The 22,142-nt window shown below is 56.9% G+C and carries 19 protein-coding genes; 17 read left to right on the top strand and 2 right to left on the bottom strand.

Features of this window, described 5'->3' with window-relative positions; genetic code table 11:
• The first annotated feature begins 36 nt into the window (after positions 1-36).
• The 13 genes from V3C40_RS01065 to V3C40_RS01005 all read left to right on the top strand — a co-directional run bounded on the left by V3C40_RS01065 (position 37) and on the right by V3C40_RS01005 (position 13,799).
• Complete coding sequence (locus V3C40_RS01065) at positions 37-384, top strand: hypothetical protein (RefSeq protein ID WP_331776218.1); 348 nt, start codon at positions 37-39, stop codon at positions 382-384.
• Positions 336-746: a DUF1799 domain-containing protein gene (locus V3C40_RS01060; protein ID WP_331776217.1), complete on the top strand. Its 411-nt coding sequence runs from the start codon at positions 336-338 to the stop codon at positions 744-746. The genes V3C40_RS01065 and V3C40_RS01060 overlap by 49 nt, the downstream gene beginning before the upstream one ends.
• Complete coding sequence (locus tag V3C40_RS01055) at positions 736-5,976, top strand: tape measure protein (RefSeq protein ID WP_331776216.1); 5,241 nt, start codon at positions 736-738, stop codon at positions 5,974-5,976. The genes V3C40_RS01060 and V3C40_RS01055 overlap by 11 nt, the downstream gene beginning before the upstream one ends.
• Complete coding sequence (locus V3C40_RS01050) at positions 5,973-7,442, top strand: hypothetical protein (protein ID WP_331776215.1); 1,470 nt, start codon at positions 5,973-5,975, stop codon at positions 7,440-7,442. The genes V3C40_RS01055 and V3C40_RS01050 overlap by 4 nt, the downstream gene beginning before the upstream one ends.
• On the top strand, positions 7,439-9,001 hold the full coding sequence (locus V3C40_RS01045; RefSeq protein WP_331776214.1) for a hypothetical protein: 1,563 nt from the start codon (positions 7,439-7,441) through the stop codon (positions 8,999-9,001). The genes V3C40_RS01050 and V3C40_RS01045 overlap by 4 nt, the downstream gene beginning before the upstream one ends.
• Positions 8,998-9,270, top strand: coding sequence for a hypothetical protein (locus tag V3C40_RS01040; protein ID WP_331776213.1), 273 nt, complete (start codon positions 8,998-9,000; stop codon positions 9,268-9,270). Before V3C40_RS01045 ends, V3C40_RS01040 begins: the two co-directional genes overlap by 4 nt.
• Positions 9,271-9,470: 200 nt before the next feature.
• Complete coding sequence (locus tag V3C40_RS01035) at positions 9,471-10,007, top strand: hypothetical protein (RefSeq protein ID WP_331776212.1); 537 nt, start codon at positions 9,471-9,473, stop codon at positions 10,005-10,007.
• Positions 10,004-10,858 (top strand): hypothetical protein, encoded by an 855-nt coding sequence (locus V3C40_RS01030; RefSeq protein ID WP_331776211.1) that lies wholly within the window; start codon positions 10,004-10,006, stop codon positions 10,856-10,858. Before V3C40_RS01035 ends, V3C40_RS01030 begins: the two co-directional genes overlap by 4 nt.
• Positions 10,859-12,097, top strand: coding sequence for a tail fiber domain-containing protein (locus V3C40_RS01025; protein WP_331776210.1), 1,239 nt, complete (start codon positions 10,859-10,861; stop codon positions 12,095-12,097). It abuts the gene before it with no gap.
• Positions 12,098-12,341: 244 nt separating this feature from the next.
• A complete protein-coding gene (locus V3C40_RS01020) occupies positions 12,342-12,671 on the top strand; it encodes a hypothetical protein (RefSeq protein WP_331776209.1) in 330 nt (109 codons plus the stop codon).
• Positions 12,668-13,132, top strand: a complete 465-nt coding sequence (locus V3C40_RS01015) for a D-Ala-D-Ala carboxypeptidase family metallohydrolase (protein WP_331776208.1) — start codon at positions 12,668-12,670, stop codon at positions 13,130-13,132. The genes V3C40_RS01020 and V3C40_RS01015 overlap by 4 nt, the downstream gene beginning before the upstream one ends.
• On the top strand, positions 13,129-13,506 hold the full coding sequence (locus V3C40_RS01010) for a hypothetical protein (protein WP_331776207.1): 378 nt from the start codon (positions 13,129-13,131) through the stop codon (positions 13,504-13,506). Before V3C40_RS01015 ends, V3C40_RS01010 begins: the two co-directional genes overlap by 4 nt.
• Before the next feature lie 8 nt (positions 13,507-13,514).
• Positions 13,515-13,799, top strand: coding sequence for a hypothetical protein (locus V3C40_RS01005; RefSeq protein WP_331776206.1), 285 nt, complete (start codon positions 13,515-13,517; stop codon positions 13,797-13,799).
• Between the two features lie 80 nt (positions 13,800-13,879).
• Here V3C40_RS01005 and V3C40_RS01000 read toward each other — a convergent pair whose 3' ends face one another.
• The gene (locus V3C40_RS01000; RefSeq protein ID WP_331776205.1) at positions 13,880-14,746 is read right to left on the bottom strand and encodes an HNH endonuclease signature motif containing protein; all 867 of its coding nucleotides are present in this window, start codon (positions 14,744-14,746) and stop codon (positions 13,880-13,882) included.
• Positions 14,747-15,032: 286 nt separating this feature from the next.
• Positions 15,033-15,239 carry a hypothetical protein gene (locus V3C40_RS00995; protein WP_331776204.1) on the bottom strand — a complete coding sequence of 69 codons (207 nt, stop codon included), beginning with the start codon at positions 15,237-15,239 and terminating at the stop codon, positions 15,033-15,035.
• 40 nt (positions 15,240-15,279) lie between these two features.
• On the opposite strand from V3C40_RS00995, the gene V3C40_RS00990 reads away from it, so the two are divergent.
• From V3C40_RS00990 to V3C40_RS00975, 4 genes are all read left to right on the top strand, one after another.
• The gene (locus V3C40_RS00990) at positions 15,280-15,963 is read left to right on the top strand and encodes an SOS response-associated peptidase (protein WP_331776203.1); all 684 of its coding nucleotides are present in this window, start codon (positions 15,280-15,282) and stop codon (positions 15,961-15,963) included.
• A 71-nt stretch (positions 15,964-16,034) separates the two neighbouring features.
• Entirely contained in the window at positions 16,035-16,508 is a 474-nt protein-coding gene (locus V3C40_RS00985; protein ID WP_331776202.1) for a LexA family protein, read from the top strand.
• A 1-nt stretch (position 16,509) separates the two neighbouring features.
• On the top strand, positions 16,510-17,811 hold the full coding sequence (locus V3C40_RS00980) for a Y-family DNA polymerase (protein ID WP_331776201.1): 1,302 nt from the start codon (positions 16,510-16,512) through the stop codon (positions 17,809-17,811).
• A 1,822-nt stretch (positions 17,812-19,633) separates the two neighbouring features.
• Entirely contained in the window at positions 19,634-21,901 is a 2,268-nt protein-coding gene (locus tag V3C40_RS00975; protein ID WP_331776200.1) for a phosphocholine-specific phospholipase C, read from the top strand.
• Positions 21,902-22,142 lie beyond the last annotated feature (241 nt).

The following is a 22,142-nucleotide window of genomic DNA, read 5'->3' as shown; positions in this document are numbered from 1 at the left end:
CTGGGGCCAGAGTGCCCCGCACTGTGAAAGAAAATAATGAAAAAGCAATACAAAATCGTAGTTGGCGATACGGTAGCAGTTCCGGTAGCTGGTTCGCACACCAATGAAAGCGGCAAAGCAATCCCATTTAAATTCTCGTTGATTTGCAAACGTCTGGATACCGCAGGGCTGAAAAGCGCCTTGAACGGTGGCGAAACGCAAGTTGACGAATTTATCGCCGATGTGGCGACGGACTGGCGCGATCAGCGCCTGGTGCTGGAAGTCGACGATAAACCTGCCGAATTTTGCGAAGACGCGCTGGCGGCCCTGCTGAGCATTAGTGGCATGGGTATGTTGTGCTTCACCGCCTACATGAAAGAAGCCGGGGCCAAGGCAAAAAACTAAGCCAGGTCGCGCGCTTTGTAGCGCTCGGCCTGGTCGTATCGGACCAAGAACAAGAGCAGGAGCAGGAATCTACCGATTCAGCAGCTGCTGCCTTTGGCTTACGGGTACATCGCGCGGCGGCTGTTTGCGAAGAGCTTTATTTATGGCCCGAGAACCTAAAAAGCTGGAATTTATTTCAAGCCATGAGCACGCAGTGGATAACGGGGATGGCCGGCCCGACCGGGCTGTCCTATCCAGGTGTAGAGGTAGTCATGCGTAAGGCCCGCGTCAAACGGTGTGACGAAGAGCGTGTTTTTTATGAAATTCAATGTATGGAACGGGCGACCTTGAGCGCCTGGAGAGAAAAGACCGATGGGAAATGAATCTCGCGTCATCATTACTGCAGACTCCGCGCAAGCGATTCGGGAATTCAATCGCTTGCGCACCCAGTCAACATCATCTCTTCGGGATATCGCTGCCTACAGCGACAAGGTCGGCGCCGCATTGGGTGCCATCGGCCTGGGCACCGGCCTGGCCGGCATCATCAAAATGAGTGATGAATACGCCAAGTTTACCGCCCAGTTGCGTCTGGCGACGATATCTCAACGTGAATATAACGCGGCATACGCCGACGTGAAGCGTATTGCCAACAGCTCACAGCAGGCTTTGGATGGCACCGGAACTCTTTATGCTCGCATTGCAAACGGAACCCGGGAGCTGGGCACCACGCAAAAGCAGGTCGCTGAGATTACGGAGACCGTCAATTTGGCATTGAAGGTCAGTGGCGCAACGGCGACAGAATCGGCATCCGCGCAGCTGCAACTGTCGCAAGCTTTCGCATCTGGCACGCTTCGGGGCGAGGAGTTCAACGCAGTGAATGAGGCTGCCCCACGCTTGATGAAAGCGCTGGCCGATGGTATGGGACTGCCGATAGGCGCCCTGAAGGGCATGGCTGGTGAGGGAAAGATTACGTCCAAAATCATGGCAGAGGTCTTGCCAAACGCACTTGTAGCCTTGCGTGAGGAAGGCAAAAAAGTTGCCACAATAGGTGGTGCTTTCACTGTATTGAAAAATGAATTTATGGAATTTACGGCCATCAAAGCGCAAGCAAATGGCACCGTGAATATTCTTACCACAAGCATAAAATTGCTTTCCGACAATATAAACGTTCTGTTTGCCGCCACTGCAGGGTTGTTGACCTTGAAGATGGCCGGATATTTTTTCATGGGCGTCGCAGCAGTACAGGCCTATTTCGCTTCAAATGCCGAATTAGCTGCACTGTTGGTAGTGGAGCGCGCGGCGCTAATTTCCAAGGCCGAGGCTCTAGTAGCCAGTACAACCGCAGTGTCAGCGTCCACCTCGGCGAAATTGATCGAAACAGAGGCGACACTGGCCGGCCTGGTAGCGCAAAAAACTGCACTGCTCGCAGCCCGCGAATTGGTGTTCGCTCAATACAACCAGGCAAAAGCAAATATTGCATCAGCTGAAGCTGCCATCGCTGCCGCATCGTCTGCCGGCGCGCTCAGTTTTGCACTGCGCGTTGTACGCGCATCGACGCTTGACCTGGCCGTGGCCGAACAGGCGCGAGTAGCGGCGCTGGCTGAGCTTACCGCATCAAGCATTGCTCTAGGGCGCGTTTCAGCACAATTGGCATCGGCGACGGCGTCGGTCACTGCCGCAACATCGGCTGATACCGCGGCGACGGCAGCGCGCACCGCCGCCACGAACGGCTTGAATGGCGCAATTGGACGTACCGCAGTTACAGCGAGCATTGCCTCCAAGGCACTGGGATTCTTGGGGGGGCCGATCGGGATTATTACTACCTTGCTTAGCGTGGGCGCGGCTGCATGGGTATTGTGGGGAAGTAAAGGTAGTGAAGCGGAAAAAGCAGTTACGACAACGCTGGCGGAAGAAATCGACGAATACCTGTCAAATTTGAACAAGCAAATTGAAAAACTCAAGGAGCGAAACGAGCTTGCAAATAAAAAAATGACAACAGGCTCGGCGCCAGTGACGGATGGAGAGAAAAATCGCGAAAAAATCTTGGCTGAAATTAACTCGATCGGCAAGCGTACCGACTTGGATATTGTTGCCAAATCGGCCCTGATGGGTGTTTGGGGCGGTCGACTGAACGAAATCAATCAGGAAATGGAGACTTTTAATAACGAACAGCAAAAAAACAAGGCATTCACGCGCGATGCTGATATTAAAACCTGGTTTGATCAGAATGGTACGGCCGCGCAGAAAATGGCAGCTGAACTTGGCGAACTGAAAAAGAAGTTCGGGGAAATCCCTCCGGAAATGGAAAAGCTGGTGAGGGCCAAATATGCTGACAAGAGCGTTGCTTCCGGCCTCAAAAAAGAGGAACAGGCCTATTCCACGTTAATTGCGAGCATCCGCGAGAAGATCGAGGCCGGCCGTATAGAAAACGCCACTGATGTAGATGCGACCGAGAGCCAGAAGCTGCGCATCAAGGTGGACGAGGCAAGCAAAGTCAATAAGCTAAAACTAGCTGATGCGCATCTGACTGCGACCTATGCAGCGTTGGACGAGCTGGCAGCCGTAGAAAAGGTGGCAAAGGCCCGTGCCACGGAAAAGGACGTTTCCACACACATCCAGGAAAGTACGTTGGCGCGCCAGGACTCCTCGGCGGCGCTGGCGGTAGAGTATCAAATGATGGGCAAGTCCAGCGATGCACGCGAGCTGGCCATGGTAGCCGTCCGTGAACAGACAGCGCTGGAGAAATTCCTGTTGCAGGAGAAGTTGGCCGGCAAGGTCGTCACCGAGGAGCAGATCAAGCGGCTGACGGACGAAGCGGCCGCGCGCGTGCGCGTCGAGCAGGCCACGCTGGCGCAGACCAAGGCGCTCGGCTATGCCAGCCAGCTCGCCGACGAGAACCGCCGCTTTGCCGCTGAATCGCAATTCGATGAAAAGGCGCGCGCGAGTGCACTGCTGAAAATCGATGCCGCCATGTGGCAAGAGCGCATTTCCCTGGCCGGCGCCGGCACGGACGCCCAGAAACGCCTGCAGGAAGAATATTCGACCTGGTATATCAACCAGCTGGCCAAGCCCGAGATCGAAGCCAACCGCAAAATGTGGGAATCGATCGACGCGACGGCGCACGACACGTTCGTCTCTATTTTCGATTCGGGCAAGTCAGCGTTCGACCGCCTGCGGGACACGCTGAAAAACGGCCTGCTCGATCTGCTCTACCAGATGACAATCAAGAAGTGGATCTTAAACATCGGCGCCTCGGTGTCCGGCACCGGTGCCGCCGGCCTGGCCTCAGCCGGTGGCCTTGGCCTGACAGGCGGCGCGGCTGGCGGTGGTTTGGGGGGCATTGCCAGCCTGGCACAAAGTGCCAAAACTGCGTACACCATTGCAACTGAAGGATTCTCAAGCATGACGGCCTCTCTGGGCGATGCGCTCGGCTCCGCTGGGAATTTCTTCAACTCCAGCTCATTGTCGAGCTTTGGCAAGGGAATGTCCTTATCGGGCGATCAGGCCGGTACCGCAGCGCAGGCCTACTTGAAGGCTGGCGACTCCAGCACTGCAGGGTCGTTGACGAGCGGTTCGGCGGCTGGTTCCGCGCTCACCGTGGCAACCGCTTGGCTGGCTGCCGCCGGCATTGGCCGGGCCCTGGGCAACAAGATTTCTGACGGTTACTCCGTCAATGGCGGCAACGGCGGCGGTTTCATTAACTTTTCCACACTGACAAATTCTGTGCCGATTCTGGGCGGTATCGTGGGCGGCCTGGTTAATCGTGCTTTTGGCATGCGGGAAAAGCAGGTTACGTCATCGGGAATTCGTGGAACCCTGGGGGCAGATAGCACCTTCAACGGTGAGACATTTGCAGCCTGGAAGCAAAAAGGAGGTTGGTTCCGTAGCGATAAGTCGGATGTTGACATAGGCAAGGTCGATTCGGCGACGTCCGGCGCGTTCTCCAGTACATATGCGGCCATCCGGGAGGTGTCTGCGGCCATGGCTACGACTTTGGGAGTTGACGCTGCCGGTATCAAGTCACGCTCCCAGGCGGTCAACATAGCGTTGACGAGTGATGCCGCGAAAAACGAGGAGGCTGTCAAAAAGTTCTTTGGTGAAGTTGCCAACTCGATTGCCTTGGAAATTGTGCCAAATTTGGTTCAGTTCAAAGTAGGAACGGAAGAATTGAGCGAAACGCTTCAGCGCGTCGGTACCAACTATGCCGCCGTCGACGCTGCCCTGCTTATGACCGGCCGCACATCTCAGGATGCCTTTGGCGCGGTAGGCGTGGCCACCATTGGCGCGCGAGAGAACCTGATCAAGTTGGCAGGCAGTCTGGACTCGCTCACCAGCGGGACCAGCTTCTTTGCCGAGAACTTCCTGACAGAAGCCGAGCAGATGGCGCCGGTGCTGTCGACCGTGGCCGATACGCTGGGCAAGTTGGGCATGGCCGGTGCCACGACCATGGACGATTACAAGAAAAAGGTGCTGGGCCTGAATCTGGCCAGCGCGGCAGATCAAGAACTGTATATCAAGCTGCTGGCCTTGGCGCCTGCGTTCAAGGCAGCATCTGATTACAGCAGCCAGCTGGCTGCCGCGACCGGCAACTATGCTGCCGTGGTCAAGTCGGCCAGCGAGATTGCCAGCGAACACCTGGACCTGCAAAAACAGCTGAACGAATTGACGAAAAGCGAAACGGAACTGCTGGCCATCCAGCGCTCCAGCATCGCCGCCGTCAACCGTGCGCTGTTCGACCAGGTGCAGGCGGCCAAGGCGGTGGTATCGGCCAAGGATGCGCTGGCCAAGGCCTACGAGACGGAATCGGCAGCGGCCACGACGGCACTGGAGAAATCGAAATCGTGGGTGGCCACGCTCAATGGCCTGAACGCCAGCATGGCCCTGGGCAGCCAGTCCATCCTGACGCCGGAGCAGAAATACGCCGAGGCGCGGGCCCAGTTCGAAAAAACCCTGGCGGCAGCGAATGCCGGCGACACGACGGCGCAGTCCGGCCTGTCGGCCGCCGAACAGGCGTTCCTGACGGCTTCGCAGGTAGTCAACGCGTCGGATGCCAAATACGCGGCAGATTACGCGCGCGTGCTGGCGGCCAATAGCGAGGCGTTGAAATGGGCCTCGGCCCAGGTCGACGTGCAGCAGGCCAGCCTGGATGCCCTGAAGGCCCAGGTGTCGGGCCTGATCACCATCAACGACAGCGTGCTGACGGTGGCGCAAGCCATTGCCAACCTGAAAGCGGCGATGGGCACGGCCACGGGGCTGGGCGTGAAGTTCGACGGCTCTCATGCCGGCGGCCTTGCCAATGTGCCGTTTGACGGCTACGCGGCCGAGCTGCACCGCGGTGAGGTTGTGGTCGACGCGCCAGCGGCGGCAGCCATGCGGCGCTATTTCGGCGGCGCGCCAAGCCATGGCGGTGGAAACACGGATGCGCTGGTGGCGGAAATCAAGGGCCTGCGGGAAGAGGTCAAGGGTTTGCGCGCGGAGCAGAAGGATCAGACCGGCGCGGCGATCAGGGCCACCGTCGAATCGAACGACAAGGCGGCCAAGACGGTCGTGGCAGGTGTCGATAAATCCGCCAGGGCATCTGCCTGGGCGAAAAAAGTGGAGTATTCCGAATGACCGATGCGCAATTTTTGGCATGGCTGCAAAGGCCGTCCGCCATCCGTATGGTGCTGATCGAGGTGCAGGTGAATGTGGCGGGTGTCGAGTTGACGCGGTTTATCTCATCCTGGCCGTATATCACCGGCCCGGGCGACCTCCCGCCCAACGTCGAGTACTTGCCGCTGGCCACCGGCGGGCTGGCCTTCACCGAACAGGTCAGCCTGACCGGTGAGGCTGGCCTTTCGGGCGGCGATATTGAACTTGATAATGCTGATGGCGCGCTCGACGGCTGGCTGGCCGACGTCTGGCGCAATCGTCCCATCAAGGCCTGGTCCGGAGATCCGGCCTGGCCGCGCAGCGACTTTCGCCTGGTCTTCGACGGCATCGTCGCCGATATCGGCATTTCCGCACGCGAGTCGATCAACCTGTCGTTGCGCGACAAGCTGCAGCGGCTGGACACGCCAATTGCCGAGGCAAAGCTGGGCGGCACCTCGCCAAACAAGGACTCCACCTTGCCAATACCGTTCGGCGAATGCCATAACGTGACGCCATTGCTGACCAATCCGGCCACGCTGGAGTATGGCTTTCTGGGCGCCGTGGAGTCGAGTTTCGAGGTACGCACCAACGGCAAGCCGATTGCCGTGGCCTTGAATGACCAGGCGGGGCGCATCAACCTGACCACCGATCCGTTTTCCACCACGATCACGGTCAGTGTGCAGGGCGACAAGGGCGGCGGGTATGCGCCGCGCATCGCCCCGCTGGTGCAGCGCATTGCCACCGCCTACGGCAAGGCCTCGGATCGCTTCACCCTGGCCGACCTCGACCTGGTCAACTTGGCCGCCTTCGATGCGGCCCACCCCCAACTGGTGGGCCTGTATGTAGCCGACCGGACGAACCAGGCGCAGGCCATCCAGCAGCTGGCGGCCAGTGTGGGCGCCCAGGCGGTCATGTCGCGCACTGGCCAGCTGCGCCTGGTGCAGATCGCGCTGCCTGCCGCCGGCGTGCCGGTGGAAATTGGCCCCGAACACATGCGGCTCGATTCCCTGCGTCCGGTGCAGCGCCTGCCGGTGGTGGCGGCCGTCAAGATCGGTTTCGACAAGAATTGGACAGTGCAAACGAACCTGACCACCAGCATCCCGCCGGCGCATGCGGACTTGTACGCCACGGAATGGCTGACCGAAACGGCAGTCGATGAGGCGGTGCGCGCGCGCTATCGACTGACGGACGACCCGCCGCAGGTCGACACCTGCCTCAAGACCAACGCAGACGCCCAGGCGGAAGCGGCGCGGCGCCTGGCCTTGAACAAGGTGCAGCGCACGATTTACGAATTTGATGGAGAGCCTGAGATGATGATGCTGGAACTGGGGCAGCCCGTGGTGCTGCGCGATGACCGCTTCGGCCTGCAGGGCGGCGTGCCTGGCGTGGTAGTGCTGTTGTCGCACCAATGGCTGGCCGGTCGCGTGACGGTGGGGGTGCTGGTATGACCGCCATCGGAGGCGCCCGCGACAAGCTGCTGCAGGCCACGGCGGAGCGCTTCAGCACGACGGCCGATGGCAAGGCGATCCTTTTGGCTGGCAGCACGCCTGTGTTTCGCGTGAATAGTGCCGGCGCCGGCGCGCCGGGCTCGATTGCCATTACTGCCAAGCCGGTGAACGTGGTGGGCGATATCGTGTTTTCTGTCTCCGCCGGCACGCAGATGACTGTCAACGGCAACGTGGCCACGGTCGACTTTGCCACCATGACCACGGATACGGCCCTGGTGCAGGCGCGCATCCGCGAATTCGGCGTCGACTACGTCGGCAACTACATGATCAGCAAAGTCTTCGATGGCGTTGCTGGCGAGACGGGCCTGGCCGGCGTGAATACTGGCCAAGCCTTCGCCTACAAGCGGGCGGCGGCGGCGCCAGCCGATTCGCCCGGCGACGTGATCTTCACCTTTGCCACGGCCGCCATCACAACGCCGGCCGGCAACGACCTGGCCAATGGCTGGTCGAAGAACATCCCGGCAGGCACGGCGCCGCTGTACGTGCGCGTGGCGGCCGCCAGCTCGCGCAATGCCACGGACAATATCGTGACCAACGAGTGGGCGGGCGCGGTGCAGCTGGCCAAGGACGGCGCCGACGGCTTGAACGTGGCACCCGTGCGCATCTACCAGCGCGGTGCGACCAACATCGCACCGGCGCTGCCCACGGCGGCCTGCACGTTCACTTTTGCCACCGGCGCGCTGACGGGCTTGAATAACGGCTGGTCGACGCAGGTGCCGACAGCCGGTGGCGCCTACCTGTTCACTTCGGGCGCCACGGCCGCATCGCGTACAGCGACCGACGACATCGCCGCAGGCGAATGGGCCGCCGCTGCGCGCCTGGCCGCCGACGGCGCCACCGGCCAGCGCGGCACCGTCACGGTGACGGCGCCAGGCTACTCGGCCTGGTCGGATGCCTCGGCCGTGTATGAGCTGGGCCGCGCCGGCTATGGCGCGCCGATCAATCGCGACGTGGTGACCTTGTACGACGCCACACATGCGGTGACGAAGTATTTTGATAACGGCGCCTGGCTGGTGCTTGGCACGGTGCTGAATGGCAACTTGCTGGTGGACGGATCGGTGGCAGCCAAGGCGTTGTCGGTGGGTAACCTGGCGGCAATCAACGCGAACCTGGGGAATGTGACCGCCGGCGACTTGTACGGCACGACGCTGCATGGTGGCTCAGGATACCCGACCAACACATACGCTTGGCCTAGCAATGGCGGCACGGGGTTCCACCTGAGTTCACAGGGGCTGCTGATCGGGAATCGCTATGTGCCCGGAGGTTACATTCAACTGTCGAGTACGGGCCTTTTGGATATGCCAGGACTCACAGTGACGCCTGGAACGGCCGGAGCCGCTCCCGTTGCGAGGTTTTCCGGTGAGTTGGTGGCCGCTACCGGAACGATTGGCTTGCTGCGCAGCCGGGACACTGGAGGTCGCATTGAAATTGCTGGCGAGACGATCCAAGTGTTCGACGAGAACAATAAGCGTCGTGTACTACTGGGGCGCCTGAAATGAATTACGGACTACAAGTTTTTGATGCTGCTGAAAATGTCGTATTTGACTCGTATCTCGCAGCTGGCGGCGTGTGCCTGGGAATATTTGAAGTCCCGCATGCAGGTGCCGTGTTTACATTTCCCGATATGGGCGGTGATTGGCGCGGATTTTCCATCAATCTTGTTGGCCGGAATGTGGCAGGAATGACCTATGACAACGCATTGGGATATCCGCGATTTACCTTTGCCGACCTCAATTGGGGGCGTGTGGTTGCGCTGCTGGTCAAATGAGTAATTTCGGACTGCAAGCATTTAATGGGGTGAACGAGTTGACAGTTAGCAGCAATGCGAATTTGCTGCACTGCCTGGGGCGGCCTGCTTTATTGAGCCTAACACAGCCAAGTGGAAGAGCAGATCAAGGCAGGCCAAATCCGAAACGGTGCGGACATTCCTTATATCGAATCAATTGCCTAGGGCCATTCCTGGTTGCCATGGACTTGCCGCTAAATCGAAACGTTGGCGTGGTCAGTGTCAACGAGATTTCTTCTGGGGTTTGGGATATTGAAATGTTTTGCGGCGCACTTGGTGATGCTGATGGATTCGATACGGTTCAATACGCAATCGATATTTGGGCATTTGGATTTGCAGAAGCCTTAGCTGGGTCATGGGGAATGGCACTCTTCAACTCGAATGAGAGGCTGGCCGCTGACTTTTCCCAACCGCATCTGCTTTGGCCTCGGGCGGTGGTCGACCCGTATGGTGTGCCAAATCTAGAGATTCCATCTTTGACTCGGCCGGTGGTGCTGGGGATGCCAACACGGTTTTCCATGTTCACTCGACCGCGCGATACTGGACTGTTAAATGACTACATCGATCAAATGGATTTTTGGTGCCGCACGTCCAACACAGCATTGAAGACCGTGTCGCGCAAGCTATTGCAATACACCATCAACGACCCTGAAGATCCAGAAAACAATGCGGACGGCCCGGGGCCCAGCATCATTATTGAAGGGGCACTATTGCCATGAGTAATTTACGCATCATCTACGACAACGTTGCCGACCGCGCCGTTCTGACCGCATCGAGTCAGACTGGCGCGTTAGGACCGGCCAATCTGCAGCGCGACAGCAAAAGCGCCGTACTGCGCGCCGCCGGTACGGCACAGACCGTCATCGCCACCTGGCCGACACAGGAGTCCATCGCCTGCGTGGCGCTGATCTTCACCAACATGACCAGCAGCGCGCGCATGCGCGTGCGCGGCTATGCCCAGCCGGGCGACGCTGTCCCGGTGCTCGACACCGGCAGCATTTTTCCGTGCGCTGCCGCCGTGCATGGCTCCTATCCCTGGGGCGTCTTGCCCCTGGGCTGGAACGCCTACAAATGGGGTGGCGTGAATACCTGGGCGCGCGGCGGCGGCGCCGATGCCGTGGCTTGGTTCGCACCTGTGCGCGTACGCCAGCTGGTAATCGAAGTGTCGTCTCCGCAGAGCGCAGAAGGCTACTTGGAAATTTCGCGCCTGGTGACGGGCAACTACTGGTCCCCGGAACACAACGCCGAGTATGGCGCCCAGCTTCTCTTGCAAGACGGAAGCGAGGATTACCGCACGAGCGCCGGCGACCTCAAGACGCAGATTCGCCCAACCAGCGACAAGCTGAGCATCAACCTGGCGCAGCTGACGCCATCGGATCGAGCGCGCTTCATGCGCATCCTGCGCGAAAACGGCAAGGATCGGGCCATGCTGTTCAGCCTGTTTCCTGAAAACCCGGATCCCCTGCTGGAGCAGGACCACACGCTGTATGGCAAAGCCAGCAATATCGACGCGGTGGCAACGCCGTATTTTGAAACGTATTCAGCACCACTACAAATCGAAGGAATTTAAATGGCTGATTATTTTTATGATGGCATGCCGAACGTCAACGAACGGCTGAATCTGCTGTACTTGGCCTTCGCTGCCGGGCCGTACAGCGCATTGCCGCTGTCTGGTGGCGTTTTGACCGGTGACGTGTCGTCACGAGGCGCCCTCAGCGTCGACAAGCAAATCGTTGCCGCCGCGCGCGCGCCACGGTTTGCGGCTTCTGCTGGGGGAACTCCCGGCTGGTGGAGGGTAGCGAAATTCAGTCTTCAGCCTGGTAGCGAGGCGGTGGTGCGCATTTCGGGAACCACGGGCTATTCCGCCATCGATGGCGCCTCCAACGGTGCATTGACCACCATCCTGTTGCGCGTAGATAACGATAGTAAATGCCGTGGCTCTTTTTATACTGTCGGGGCGGTATCGAATGACACGATCCGGGATGTGAAGATCGGGCTCGACGGCGTGGTCTATGTCAGCACCGGAACATTTTTCCAGCTGTCTGTCTATGCTGATACCAATATGTGGCTGTCGCAGCCAGTTGAGTTTCTTGGTGCCGGCATCCTGCCGCCAGATACCGCCATTGCCGCTGTCAGAATTTGGGGCCTGAAGTTGGGCGCCGGCAACACCTTTACGGTGACGACGACAACGCTTGAAACCGTCTGTGACTATGTCGGCCGGCATGTGTACCCGGCTGTGGATAATTCCTATGACATGGGTCGGGCGGCGGTGGCATACCGGACAATCTATGCGCGCACGGGCACCATCAATACCTCCGACGCGCGCCTGAAGCGGGATTTCCGCGAACTGACCACGGCCGAGATTGCCGCTGCCAAGGATCTGGCACGCGCCATCAGCATTTACCGCTGGCGGGATGCCGTCGACTGCAAGGGGGCTGATGCACGCGAGCACGTCGGTCCGACTGTGCAGCGCGCCATCGAGATCATGCAGGCCCACGGCCTGGAGCCGTTCAACTACGGATTTATCTGCCACGACAGCTGGGAAGAGCAAACTGTCGAGCATCCAGCCATCGACGCCCGGCCAGCCGTTCCCGCCACCGAGGCGGTTCCAGAGGTGCGGAATTCGTTTGGTGATGTCGTCACGGCAGCCGTGCCGGCCAGCGCGGGTGTTCCTGCCATCGAGGCGCGCGGCGCGTACACGGAAGTCACGCAGGAGGCTGGCGACCGCTATGCCTTCCGTTATGACGAACTGGCAATGTTCATTGCTGCGGGCCAGGAGGCGCGGCTGGCTGCGCTTGAAGCGGCATAGAAATTAATGCTCCACCACAAACCCGCTTCGGCGGGTTTTTTATTGCCTGTCGCAAAAATACTGTCTCGCTTTTCCCTAGAAATGAGACAGCCATCGCCGTACTGTCGGTAACAACACTTCTTCACCTCTCCACTGAAAGGCACTCATGGCCATCGAAACAACCGCCGCTGGCAGCGCACTGATTAAAATTTTTGGCATACCGGTCCTTGCCGGCGCTGCCGCAACCTCTCTGGGATTCATGTTTATGTGGCCAAAAACCGCCAAGGAAGCGGGCGTGCGCTTCTTCGTCACCATTCTTTTTTCCGCCCTGATGGGCCCGGCCTTGGTCGTGGTCGTGCGCAACTGGATGCCAAGCCTGTTCGACAGCGCGCGCGCCGTCGCCGTGCTGTACGGCAGCGACCCGGCGCTGGGTTTCCTTTTTATCGCTGCGCCGCTGATGGTGGCCGCCGGCTTGCCCGCCTGGTGGGTGCTGGGCGCCACGGTGCGCTGGTTCGACAAGCGCAAGGACAAGGACATTGGCGAGATGGCGAGTGACGCGGCCGCTGTCGTCAAGGAAGTGCGGGGTGGCCTGTGAACCTCACCAAGAATTTCACCCTGCAGGAGCTGACTGCTTCCGACTGGGCCGCGCGCCATGGTGTCGACAACACGCCGACGGCCGTCGTGCTGACCGAACTGCAGCGTACGGCCGAAATGCTGCAGCGCATCCGCAATTACTTGACGGCTTGCGCCGGCATCGACACGCCACTGACCAATATCAGCGGCTACCGCGCGATTCCAGTGAATCGGGGAATCGGCAGCAGCGATGGAAGCGATCATGTGCGCGGCTGCGCGGCTGATTTCACGGCGCTGCGCATGACGCCGTACCAAGTATGCCAGGCGTTGCTGCCGAAATTGGACGAATTCGGCATCGGCCAGATTATCAATGAGCTGACCTGGGTGCATGTCAGTACAAAGATGGTGGCCAAGCCAATCAACCGCATCATCACCATCGACCGCCACGGCACGCGCGCTGGCATCTTGCAGGTGCGGCATTGAGTGCCCTGAGCTCAGGCGGTATCTGGAAGGTGTCGGCCATCACCTTCGCTGCCATGCTGCTGCTGGTGACTAGCTCCACCGGCACCGGCTGGTGGCTGGCCACTGGCGACCGTGACGCCGCGCGCGCTGCGCTGGTGCTGGAGCAGGCAATCAGCGCTGCGTTGCGCGCGTCGATTACCGAGCAAAACCGCGCCATCGATGGCATGGCCAAGGCAACTATGGCGGCGCAGGAGCGCGGCGCTGTGGCGCAGGCGGCCGCCGCTGCCAAGGGCAAGAAGTACGACGCGGTCCTGGCGCAAGTTGCTGGTGCGCGCGCCACGAACTGCGACGAAGCCATGCCGGCCGTCAGGCTGGTACTGGATGGTGTGCGATGAAACGCCGGATGGCACGACAAATCATTTCAAAAATTATTCTTGCCGCAGTGCTGGCCGGCTGCGCCAGCGCATCCCCAGTGCCGCAGCGCGTCGAAATTCCCGTCTTTACGCCATGTGTAAAGGTGGCGCCGCAGCGCCCAGTCTATGAATTCGACAGGCTGGTGCCAGCGGCAACGGATGGGGAAGTCATCCTGGCGCTGGCGCGAGACTGGCCGCGTGGCCGGAAGTATGAGGCGGAACTGGAGGCGGTAATTCTAGGCTGCATACCGCAAGAGGAAAAAGCAGAGCGCTGATTGTCGCTGCATCAACAGCGTCAATCAGTCTCGGGCAATTGTTCTGGCCAAGGAGCCAAGTTTCGTAAATATATTTGTTTTTATTTTTTTTTGTTAAAGTTTACCATTATTACATTTCCATTTATTTCATGTGCAGGTGAAATTGGATTTTGGCGCCAAGGTAGACCGATATCTAGTATGGCGCCATTCTTAGATCTTACAAAGCCACCTTTCATGCCAACTCCCCCGAAGTTTGCAATTTCTGGCGTTAATTCTATTCCTGTATCAGCTATCTTTAGATTTATTTCAAGTGTTGTGATAGGAAATGATAATTCAAAAATATTAAAATCCCTTAGATATTTTTTAGATATTTCTTCCTGATTTTTGAATTCCGAGAAACGCAAATACAAATAATCGCCATTTTTATATCTTATTTCCAACTCTCGACCAAGAGGGGGGCATCTTAAGTCAACTGGATTTCCAATGTTTTCCCAAGAATTTTTATCTATTATGATTCTTTCCTCTGCGACGAGACTTGGTAGGTTGATGGATAGTCGTAGATAGCCTTCGGCATCACGTTCAAGAGTAACGACATCAATACCGTCAATTTGTACTATTTTTTCAGTTCCATATAAAAAATTACCTCCCAATATAGTGAGCAATTCGTTTCTTAGGTATTCTAATTTTCCCTTTACGTTTTCAGCGTTTACTCTGTTTGTTTTAAATATGTGAAGTTGTTTTACAGTGTATGCTCCCCCATCTGCCTTCCCATGGTGCATGGGGCAAAGTGCGATCATTCCCTCTGGATTATTGTGCGATTCAATATGTACCGGTGGGTCGAAATGATGATATTCAAGATAGGGAACCCCACAATTTTCTATTGGACATCCAAATCCGACCTCTGCGCGTAATATTTCTCTCACTTTCAAAGGAATCGTTTTTCGTTGCCCTGTCTTATTTGTTTTCATATTATAATTTTAATAGATAAAGTGCGACAACAGTCATGATAAATGATGAAAAATATAAAATTGCAGTCAGTAATCCGATTTTGATAATGTTTTTGTTTATCATTCGAGAGTAATGGAGTTCTCACATGACATTAATCAGCGCGTCGCAACTTGCTAGGCTATGCGGATATATTGTTTGCTAATCTTAAAAATATTTTTTAAATTTCCTCATGAAATTCATTGTCCCATTCCTGTGTACAATTTTCCAAAAAATCTCATTTTTTCGTTTTATCACGCTATCCCCCTATCACCAATTTGCGCCGTGAAAAGGCATTCCATCAGTCTTGTAAGGTATTTTATTTTCGTCTAAGTGACGTTCAATATCATCCCAAGAGATGTATGCAAGTTCGAATATTAATATTTGTGGATTTTTCGGGCATGGGATTGCGCAAATGCTGGTGCCATGTTGAACTTCGTCAGAATTTTGGCTATGTATTTCTAATTCTTTTGGCATAATGACCTCCTGTTTTGTTAGCAATCCATAGGATAGCATCATGTGCGCAGACTACACACCCAGCCGTAAAGAGCAGATCGAAGAAAGTTTTCGGGCAGGATACCCGCTGCTCGACTTGCCGCCCGAGGCATGGCCCGGCTACATGGCGCCAATCTTGCGTGGCTCACACGAAGCGCCCAGCGAACTGGAAATCTCCCCGGCCATGTTCGGAATGGTGCCCCATTGGGCCGACCACAAGCTGGCCCGCCAGACCTACAACGCCCGGACGGAGACAGTGGCCAGCAAGCCTTCATTTCGCAGCGCCTGGAAGCGCAAGCAGTTCTGCATCATCCCGGCCTCCAATTTCTTCGAACCCAATTACGAAACCGGCAAGCCAGTCCGCTGGCGCATCGAGCGCGCCGACGGCGAGCCGGTGGCCATCGCTGGAATATGGGAATTCCGCCCGTCAGATCAATTGCTGTCGTTCTCGATGCTGACGATCAACGCCGACGGGCACCCGCTGATGCAGCGCTTCCACAAGCCCGACGATGAAAAGCGCATGGTGATGATCCTGGACCCTGACCAGTACCAAGGCTGGCTGGACGGCTCGCTGGTTTCCGAAGAGGACGTTTATCGGCAGTATCCTGCAGAGTTGCTGGTCGCGCAGCCTGATCCCTTGCCTCCTCGGACAAGAGCGAAGCCGACGGTGAAACCTGATGCTGCGCCGCCTGACTCCCTTTTCTAGAAACAATTTTATACTTCCTGTTTCTTGCTTCTGCCGATATACTGTATAAAAACACAGTATATCGGCCAGCCATGAATGCAACATTACTAATACTTCAATCTAGCCAGCCGGGTGTCTCGCAGGCGCCTTTGCCGCTTGCGCAGTACCCAATCCCCAGCGCCCGGCCGGAAATTTCCCACCGGATATCCGCTGGCTTCCCGTCGCCGGCCGCCGACTACACCGAAGATGGTCTGGACTTGAACGCGCTCTTGGTGCAGCACAAAGCCGCCTCATTCTTTTTCACTGTCGAGGGCGACTCGATGCGCGACTCCGGCATACTGGATGGTGACAAGGTGGTGGTCGACCGCTCCGTCGCGCCATTGCATGGCCACATCGTCATTGCTGTCATCGATGCCGAATATACCCTCAAGCGCCTTTATTGCCAGCGTGGCCGTGTAGAACTGCGTCCAGACAACCCGGCATACAAGTCGATCTGCCTGGCCGAGGGTAGCGAGCTTCAGATATGGGGCGTGGTGACGGGCGTCGTGCGTAAGCTGCGGGTGTGACATGGGCGACCCGACCAAGCAGATTTATGCGCTTGTCGACGTCAACAATATGTACGTCAGCTGCGAGCGCGCTTTCAACCCTCGCTTGCGCGACCGCCCGGTAGTGGTGCTATCGAATAACGACGGCTGTGCCGTGGCGCGGTCGAATGAGGTGAAAGCTTTGGGCGTGCCGATGGGGGCGCCTTGGTTCCAGATGCGCGACCTAGCACGCCAGCATGGAATTGTTGGGTTATCGTCGAACTACACGTTGTACGCGGACATGAGCAACCGGATAATGACGATCCTGCGAACTTACAGCCCCAATGTCGAGGTCTACTCGATTGATGAGTCTTTCCTGAGCCTGAACGGCATGGGCGGTCTTTGGCCTTCGCCGACAATCATGGGGCAGGACATCCGGGCCAAGGTGGCGCGGTGGACCAGCCTGCCTGTCTGCGTGGGTATAGGCCAATCGAAGACTCTGGCCAAGCTGGCAAATCACGTCGCAAAAAAATTCCCGCTGTTCGATAGCGTTGCCGATTTCACGACCATGTCGGAAGCTCGAACCGCCTGGCTGCTGCAGCGCATTGACGTCGGCGAGGTGTGGGGCGTCGGCCGGCGCATTGGCGCCAAGCTGCGCGCCATGGGCATCAACACCGTGCAGGACTTGAAAGATGCGCCGCTCAGTACCATGCGGGCGCACTTCGGCGTCGTGCTCGAGCGTACATGCAATGAGCTGCGCGGTATTTCCTGCCTGGAGCTCGAAGAGATGGCGCCGCCGCGCAAGGAAATCGTGTCGTCGCGCTCTTTCGGTTCGATGGTCATGACGGCGGCTGAGCTAGGCGAATCGATATCGACCTACGCCGCGCGCGCCGGCGAGAAACTGCGCGGTCAGCGATCGCTGTGCGGCGCCGTTCATGTTTTCGTACAAACTAACCGGTTCCGCGAAAAAGACGAGCAATACAGCAATGGCATCACAATCCCTTTGGTTGAGCCCAGTGCTGATAATCGCATCCTGGCCGGCGCCGCGCTGCACGGCCTGGCCATGATCTTTCGAGCCGGATACAAATATAAGAAGGCCGGAATCATGCTGATGGATCTGCAACCTGATACTCAGCGCCAGGGCGTATTGTTTGATGCCGTCCCGGACCGCGAACGATCGGTGCGTGCCATGGCCGCCCTTGATGTGCTAAATGAACGATTCGGGCGCGACACGGTACACCTTGGCTCAGCTGGCCTGATCAGGCGCTGGGCAATGCTGTCGGAAAACCGCACACCGCGGTACACCACCAACTGGATGGAGCTACCGAAGGTAAGGGCGCAGTAAGCCAAGGCTCAAAATTTGTTGGCGATTAATTGAAAATTTAGTAAAGGCGAAGTCAAGGATAGTTCACTGCAATAATCTGGTGCTGATATGGGACACAAAGCCCTCCATCGTAAGCAAGCCAGGATCAAAAATTGTTCCGCAAAAAATGGAGTAGGCATGCAATCATGCGGCCTTTAGAGGCGCGAATTAGATTTTTTGCGGAACGAAAAATTGTACTAAGTCATTGAATAATAAGGCTTTCCCTACTGACTTAAAATCTCCCGCCTGTAAGGGCGTGCCGGTTCGATTCCGGCTCCGGGCACCAGCGCACAGAATTTGGAAACGTCAGAAAAGCCATTAACTCCCAAGGGGTTAGTGGTTTTTTTTCGCCTTGGCATTTCTCTTAATCGAGAGTAAACCCGGCAAAAGCCAGAGGCTAACAGTTCTTATCAAAATCGCCTCGATCGGAAGGAAGTTGTGGTCCAGAAGCGCAACTCTAGAAGTACGGGGCCGCCGGAGCAGCAAGCATCTCAGGTCATAAATTACGACGCGCAGGCGGTTTTGACAAGCGTTCTATGCCAGATAGAATTCATTATCAATAATGCAAATTATGCATTATTGAAATTTAAGCTATACCCATATGCTAAATTGATCCAATCTTCTTGAAGCAAAGAGCGCAATCGTGATAACGCACTCCACTTCTTTGGAGAAAATCAAAGGGATTTTCAATATTAAGTTTTCAACAGAACATATTGCGCCAAATTATCCATGGCCTTGCTGCGGAAATGAATACTCGACTTGGTCGGGATAGACGATAAATCAGTACCACTTATTAAGCGACGCAAAACCTTGCCAAAGACGGCAAACCGGTCCGCAAGTGTGGAGGAAAATGAAGGATAAGGTCATTTTTCATCCACTGCCGGCGCTTCGCAGTGGTCAAGTGGCATGAGGCGCCATGATGGTTTCCATGCTAAAGAGCTGCTTTACATCAACATTGTCGATTGCCGCAAGAATAGACTTCAATGCAGAACGCAGTAATTGTATGCATGGCGAGTCGGTACTTCTATTTCGGTTGATTGCACATCGCAACAAACGTCATTCTCATTACCAGATGCCAGGCATTTTTCCTGCGGGTCTACCCACTCATCTTCCTAGATGAAATTTAGAGATTTCATTCAGTTTTCTTAAGGAAGCATTGATTATTTCACCGGTCGCCATTCCCTACGACGCATTGATCTGAGACAATATCGATATCACAATAGGCCGCCATTGATCATGCAAAAAAGCTTTTCCGACCTTGAATACGCCGCCCAAAAAAAACTGCCCCGGCGAATGACTCGCCGTTCGACCATTTGGCACGTCAACCTCGCCAGGAAAGGGAATTGATCAGCATTTCCCTGGCTAACGGTATTGCGGTGCAAAGCAAATACCCATGAACAAACCTGCGACAGTGGCCAAGACTGGGTAATCACACGATGCACCCAGGCAGGTCGTTGCGTTTGCAATCAACTTTTTGCGTACTCAAATGAAAAAAACTTTTGCAACCTTGTGCCTTTCGCGCGACCACTTCCAGCGCGTATTGCCATTGTCACTGCTATGCGCACTCGCAGCCTGTGGCGGCGGAGGCGGAACTTCGGCGTCGACCCCGGCTCCGATCCTGGTTCCGGGCACGACTCCGTCAACATGCGAGAAATCGCAGTGCGCCCCCTCTCCCTGACGCCATGAACGCGAATCGTCCGATTGGCATCCAGGATAGACGTGCCAGCCCGCGTCAGCTTCGCCAAGCAACCTTTGCCACCTGATCATCTATCCACCAAACATCGCGCCCTGCAGCCACTCCACCATGTCCACAAACAATTCCAAACGCACGTTCCTGCGTAATTCGTTCGGTACGATGGCGTCTATTGCCGCATTGTCCGCATTCCCACCGGCAATCCGTCGTGCCCTGGCGATCGAAGCCAACAACGTCACCGGCACGATCAAGGATGTTCAACATGTCGTCATGATCATGTTGGAAAACCGCTCATTCGACAGCCACTTCGGAACCTTCAAGGGCGTTCGGGGATACGGTGACCGGTTCGCAGCACCATCGCCGAACGGGTACAACATCATGTACCAGACCTATACTCAGGCAAAACCTGCCGGAACGTATATTCCCTTCCGCCTTGATGAAACCAAGGGCAATGCGCAACGCGCCGGCAGCACACCACACACATGGGCCGACTCGCAGGCAGCGTGGGACCACGGCCGGATGAATCGTTGGCCAGACGCCAAGGGCCCCTTGTCCATGGGATATTTCGATACAGCGGAAGTGCCGTTTCAACGCGCGCTAGCCGATGCCTTTACCGTCTGTGACCACTATCACTGTGGCATGCACACGGGGACAATTGCAAACCGGCTATTCTATTTTACGGGCACAAACGGCCCCAACGGCCGGAGCCCCATCGATGGCAAAAAAGTGGAGATCGCTGTACTCAACAACCAGTACAACGGAGGCAATGACATCGGGCCTTCGAGCGAAGGATGGACTTGGACCACCTATGCAGACCGCCTGGAAAAGGCCGGGGTCCGTTGGAAGGTCTACCAGAGTCTGATCGACAACTTTGGTTGCAATGAGATGATGAGTTTTCGCCACTGGCGCGCTGAAATTGAAAAACTGCCCGCCAGTCGCCGTCCACTCCATGTTTCCGCAGTCGACATCACCCAGGATGTCACCCGCGCAGGTCCATTCTATGAATCCAGCATCGACGACGCCCTCAGCCCGTTGGCGAAGGGATTCCACAACACCATGCCCCATGGCTTTCTGGAAACCTTCCGCGAAGACATCAACAAAGGCAAGCTGCCAGCCGTTTCATGGATCATTGCACCTTCGGCCTACAGCGAGCATCCTGAGTGTTCCAGTCCTGCCCAGGGCGGCTGGTATGTCCAGCAGGTTCTCGATGCGCTCACGGCGAATCCGGATGTATGGAGCAAGACCGTTCTGCTGATCAATTTCGACGAGAACGACGGTTTCTTCGACCACCTGCCACCGCCGTGCGCACCATCGGTCAATCCTGACGGCAGCGTCGCAGGTGCCACCACGCTCAGCAAGGCCGACATCGCGGCCGAGTACCACAACCACAAGCCGGCAACCAATCTTCAACCGGGCATTGATGGCCGGCCATATGGGCCAGGACTGCGTGTGCCGATGTGGGTCGTTTCACCGTGGAGCCGTGGCGGCTGGGTCAACTCGCAGGTCTTCGACCATACCTCCGTGCTGCAATTTCTCGAGAAGCGGTTCGGCGTCCTCGAGCCACAGATCAGCGCTTACCGGCGTGCCGTCTGTGGTGACCTGACCTCCTGCTTTAATTTTGTCACCCCGAATGCCGGAGTGTTGCCAACACTCCCCGGGCATGGCAGCAAAGCGGATGTCGACGCGCTGGCACTAAGCCAGAGCACTGCCCGTACCCTGGCGAGACCGTTGGCGTCTACAACATCGAGGTTACCAGTGCAGGCTGGTGGTACCCGCCCATCGCGTGCCCTGCCGTATGTACTGCATGTGACGGCCCGCGCCGACTCCGGCGCAAAAAAAGTGACGCTGGTGTTTGCCAACGACAGCGGCAACCAGGCCGGCGCGGTGTTCCATGTGTATGACGAGCTGCATCTCGACCGGATCCCGCGGCGCTATGTCGTAGAGGCCGGAAAGACACTGGAGGGAAGTTGGGAAGTTGCGTCCGATGGGGGAGCGTACCGCCTGTGGGTGCTCGGTCCCAACGGCTTCCACCGCCACTTTATTGGCGACCTCAAGGAACAGGGCGATCCGAGAGGCCCGGAAATTCAGGCCTGCTATATGACGTGCAGCCCTACTGAACTCGCGCTCAAACTGCACAACAAAAGCAGCGCGCGCTGCTCATTCATAGTAGCGGCAGAAGCATATCGAAGCGACGGTCCCTGGATGGTAGAGGTACCCGCCGGCGAGGTGAGAACGCTTAACTGGTCGTTGGCCGACAGCGGCAACTGGTATGACTTCTCGGTTACCTGCAGTACTCAGAAGACTTTCCGGCGCCGTGTCGCAGGGCGAATCGAGAATGGCAAGGATTCCGTGAGCGACCCGTCGCTGGGAGTTTCATAGCTCAAAAATTGATCCTGAAGGTACAAATAAGACTGCGGCGTATACCCCACCCGGTACGGGGATGCGCCGCAAGTTCGTACTGTCATCACGATAAGTTCCCGCCTCCGCACTAACCTCTCCACTGGCATTTTTACAACACCCCCCATCAGCCCGCTGGCTCCCCCACAGCCCCCTGCTGATATAATACTTACAATCAAGTAATATTCCGAAATGTGCGCCTTCCGGCTCCCGCAACCGTCTG

Source organism: Janthinobacterium sp. LS2A (assembly GCF_036543145.1).
Classification (GTDB): domain Bacteria; phylum Pseudomonadota; class Gammaproteobacteria; order Burkholderiales; family Burkholderiaceae_D; genus Janthinobacterium; species Janthinobacterium aestuarii.
Note: the sequence above shows the minus strand (reverse complement) of the source record. Positions and strands in the feature narration are given on the sequence as shown.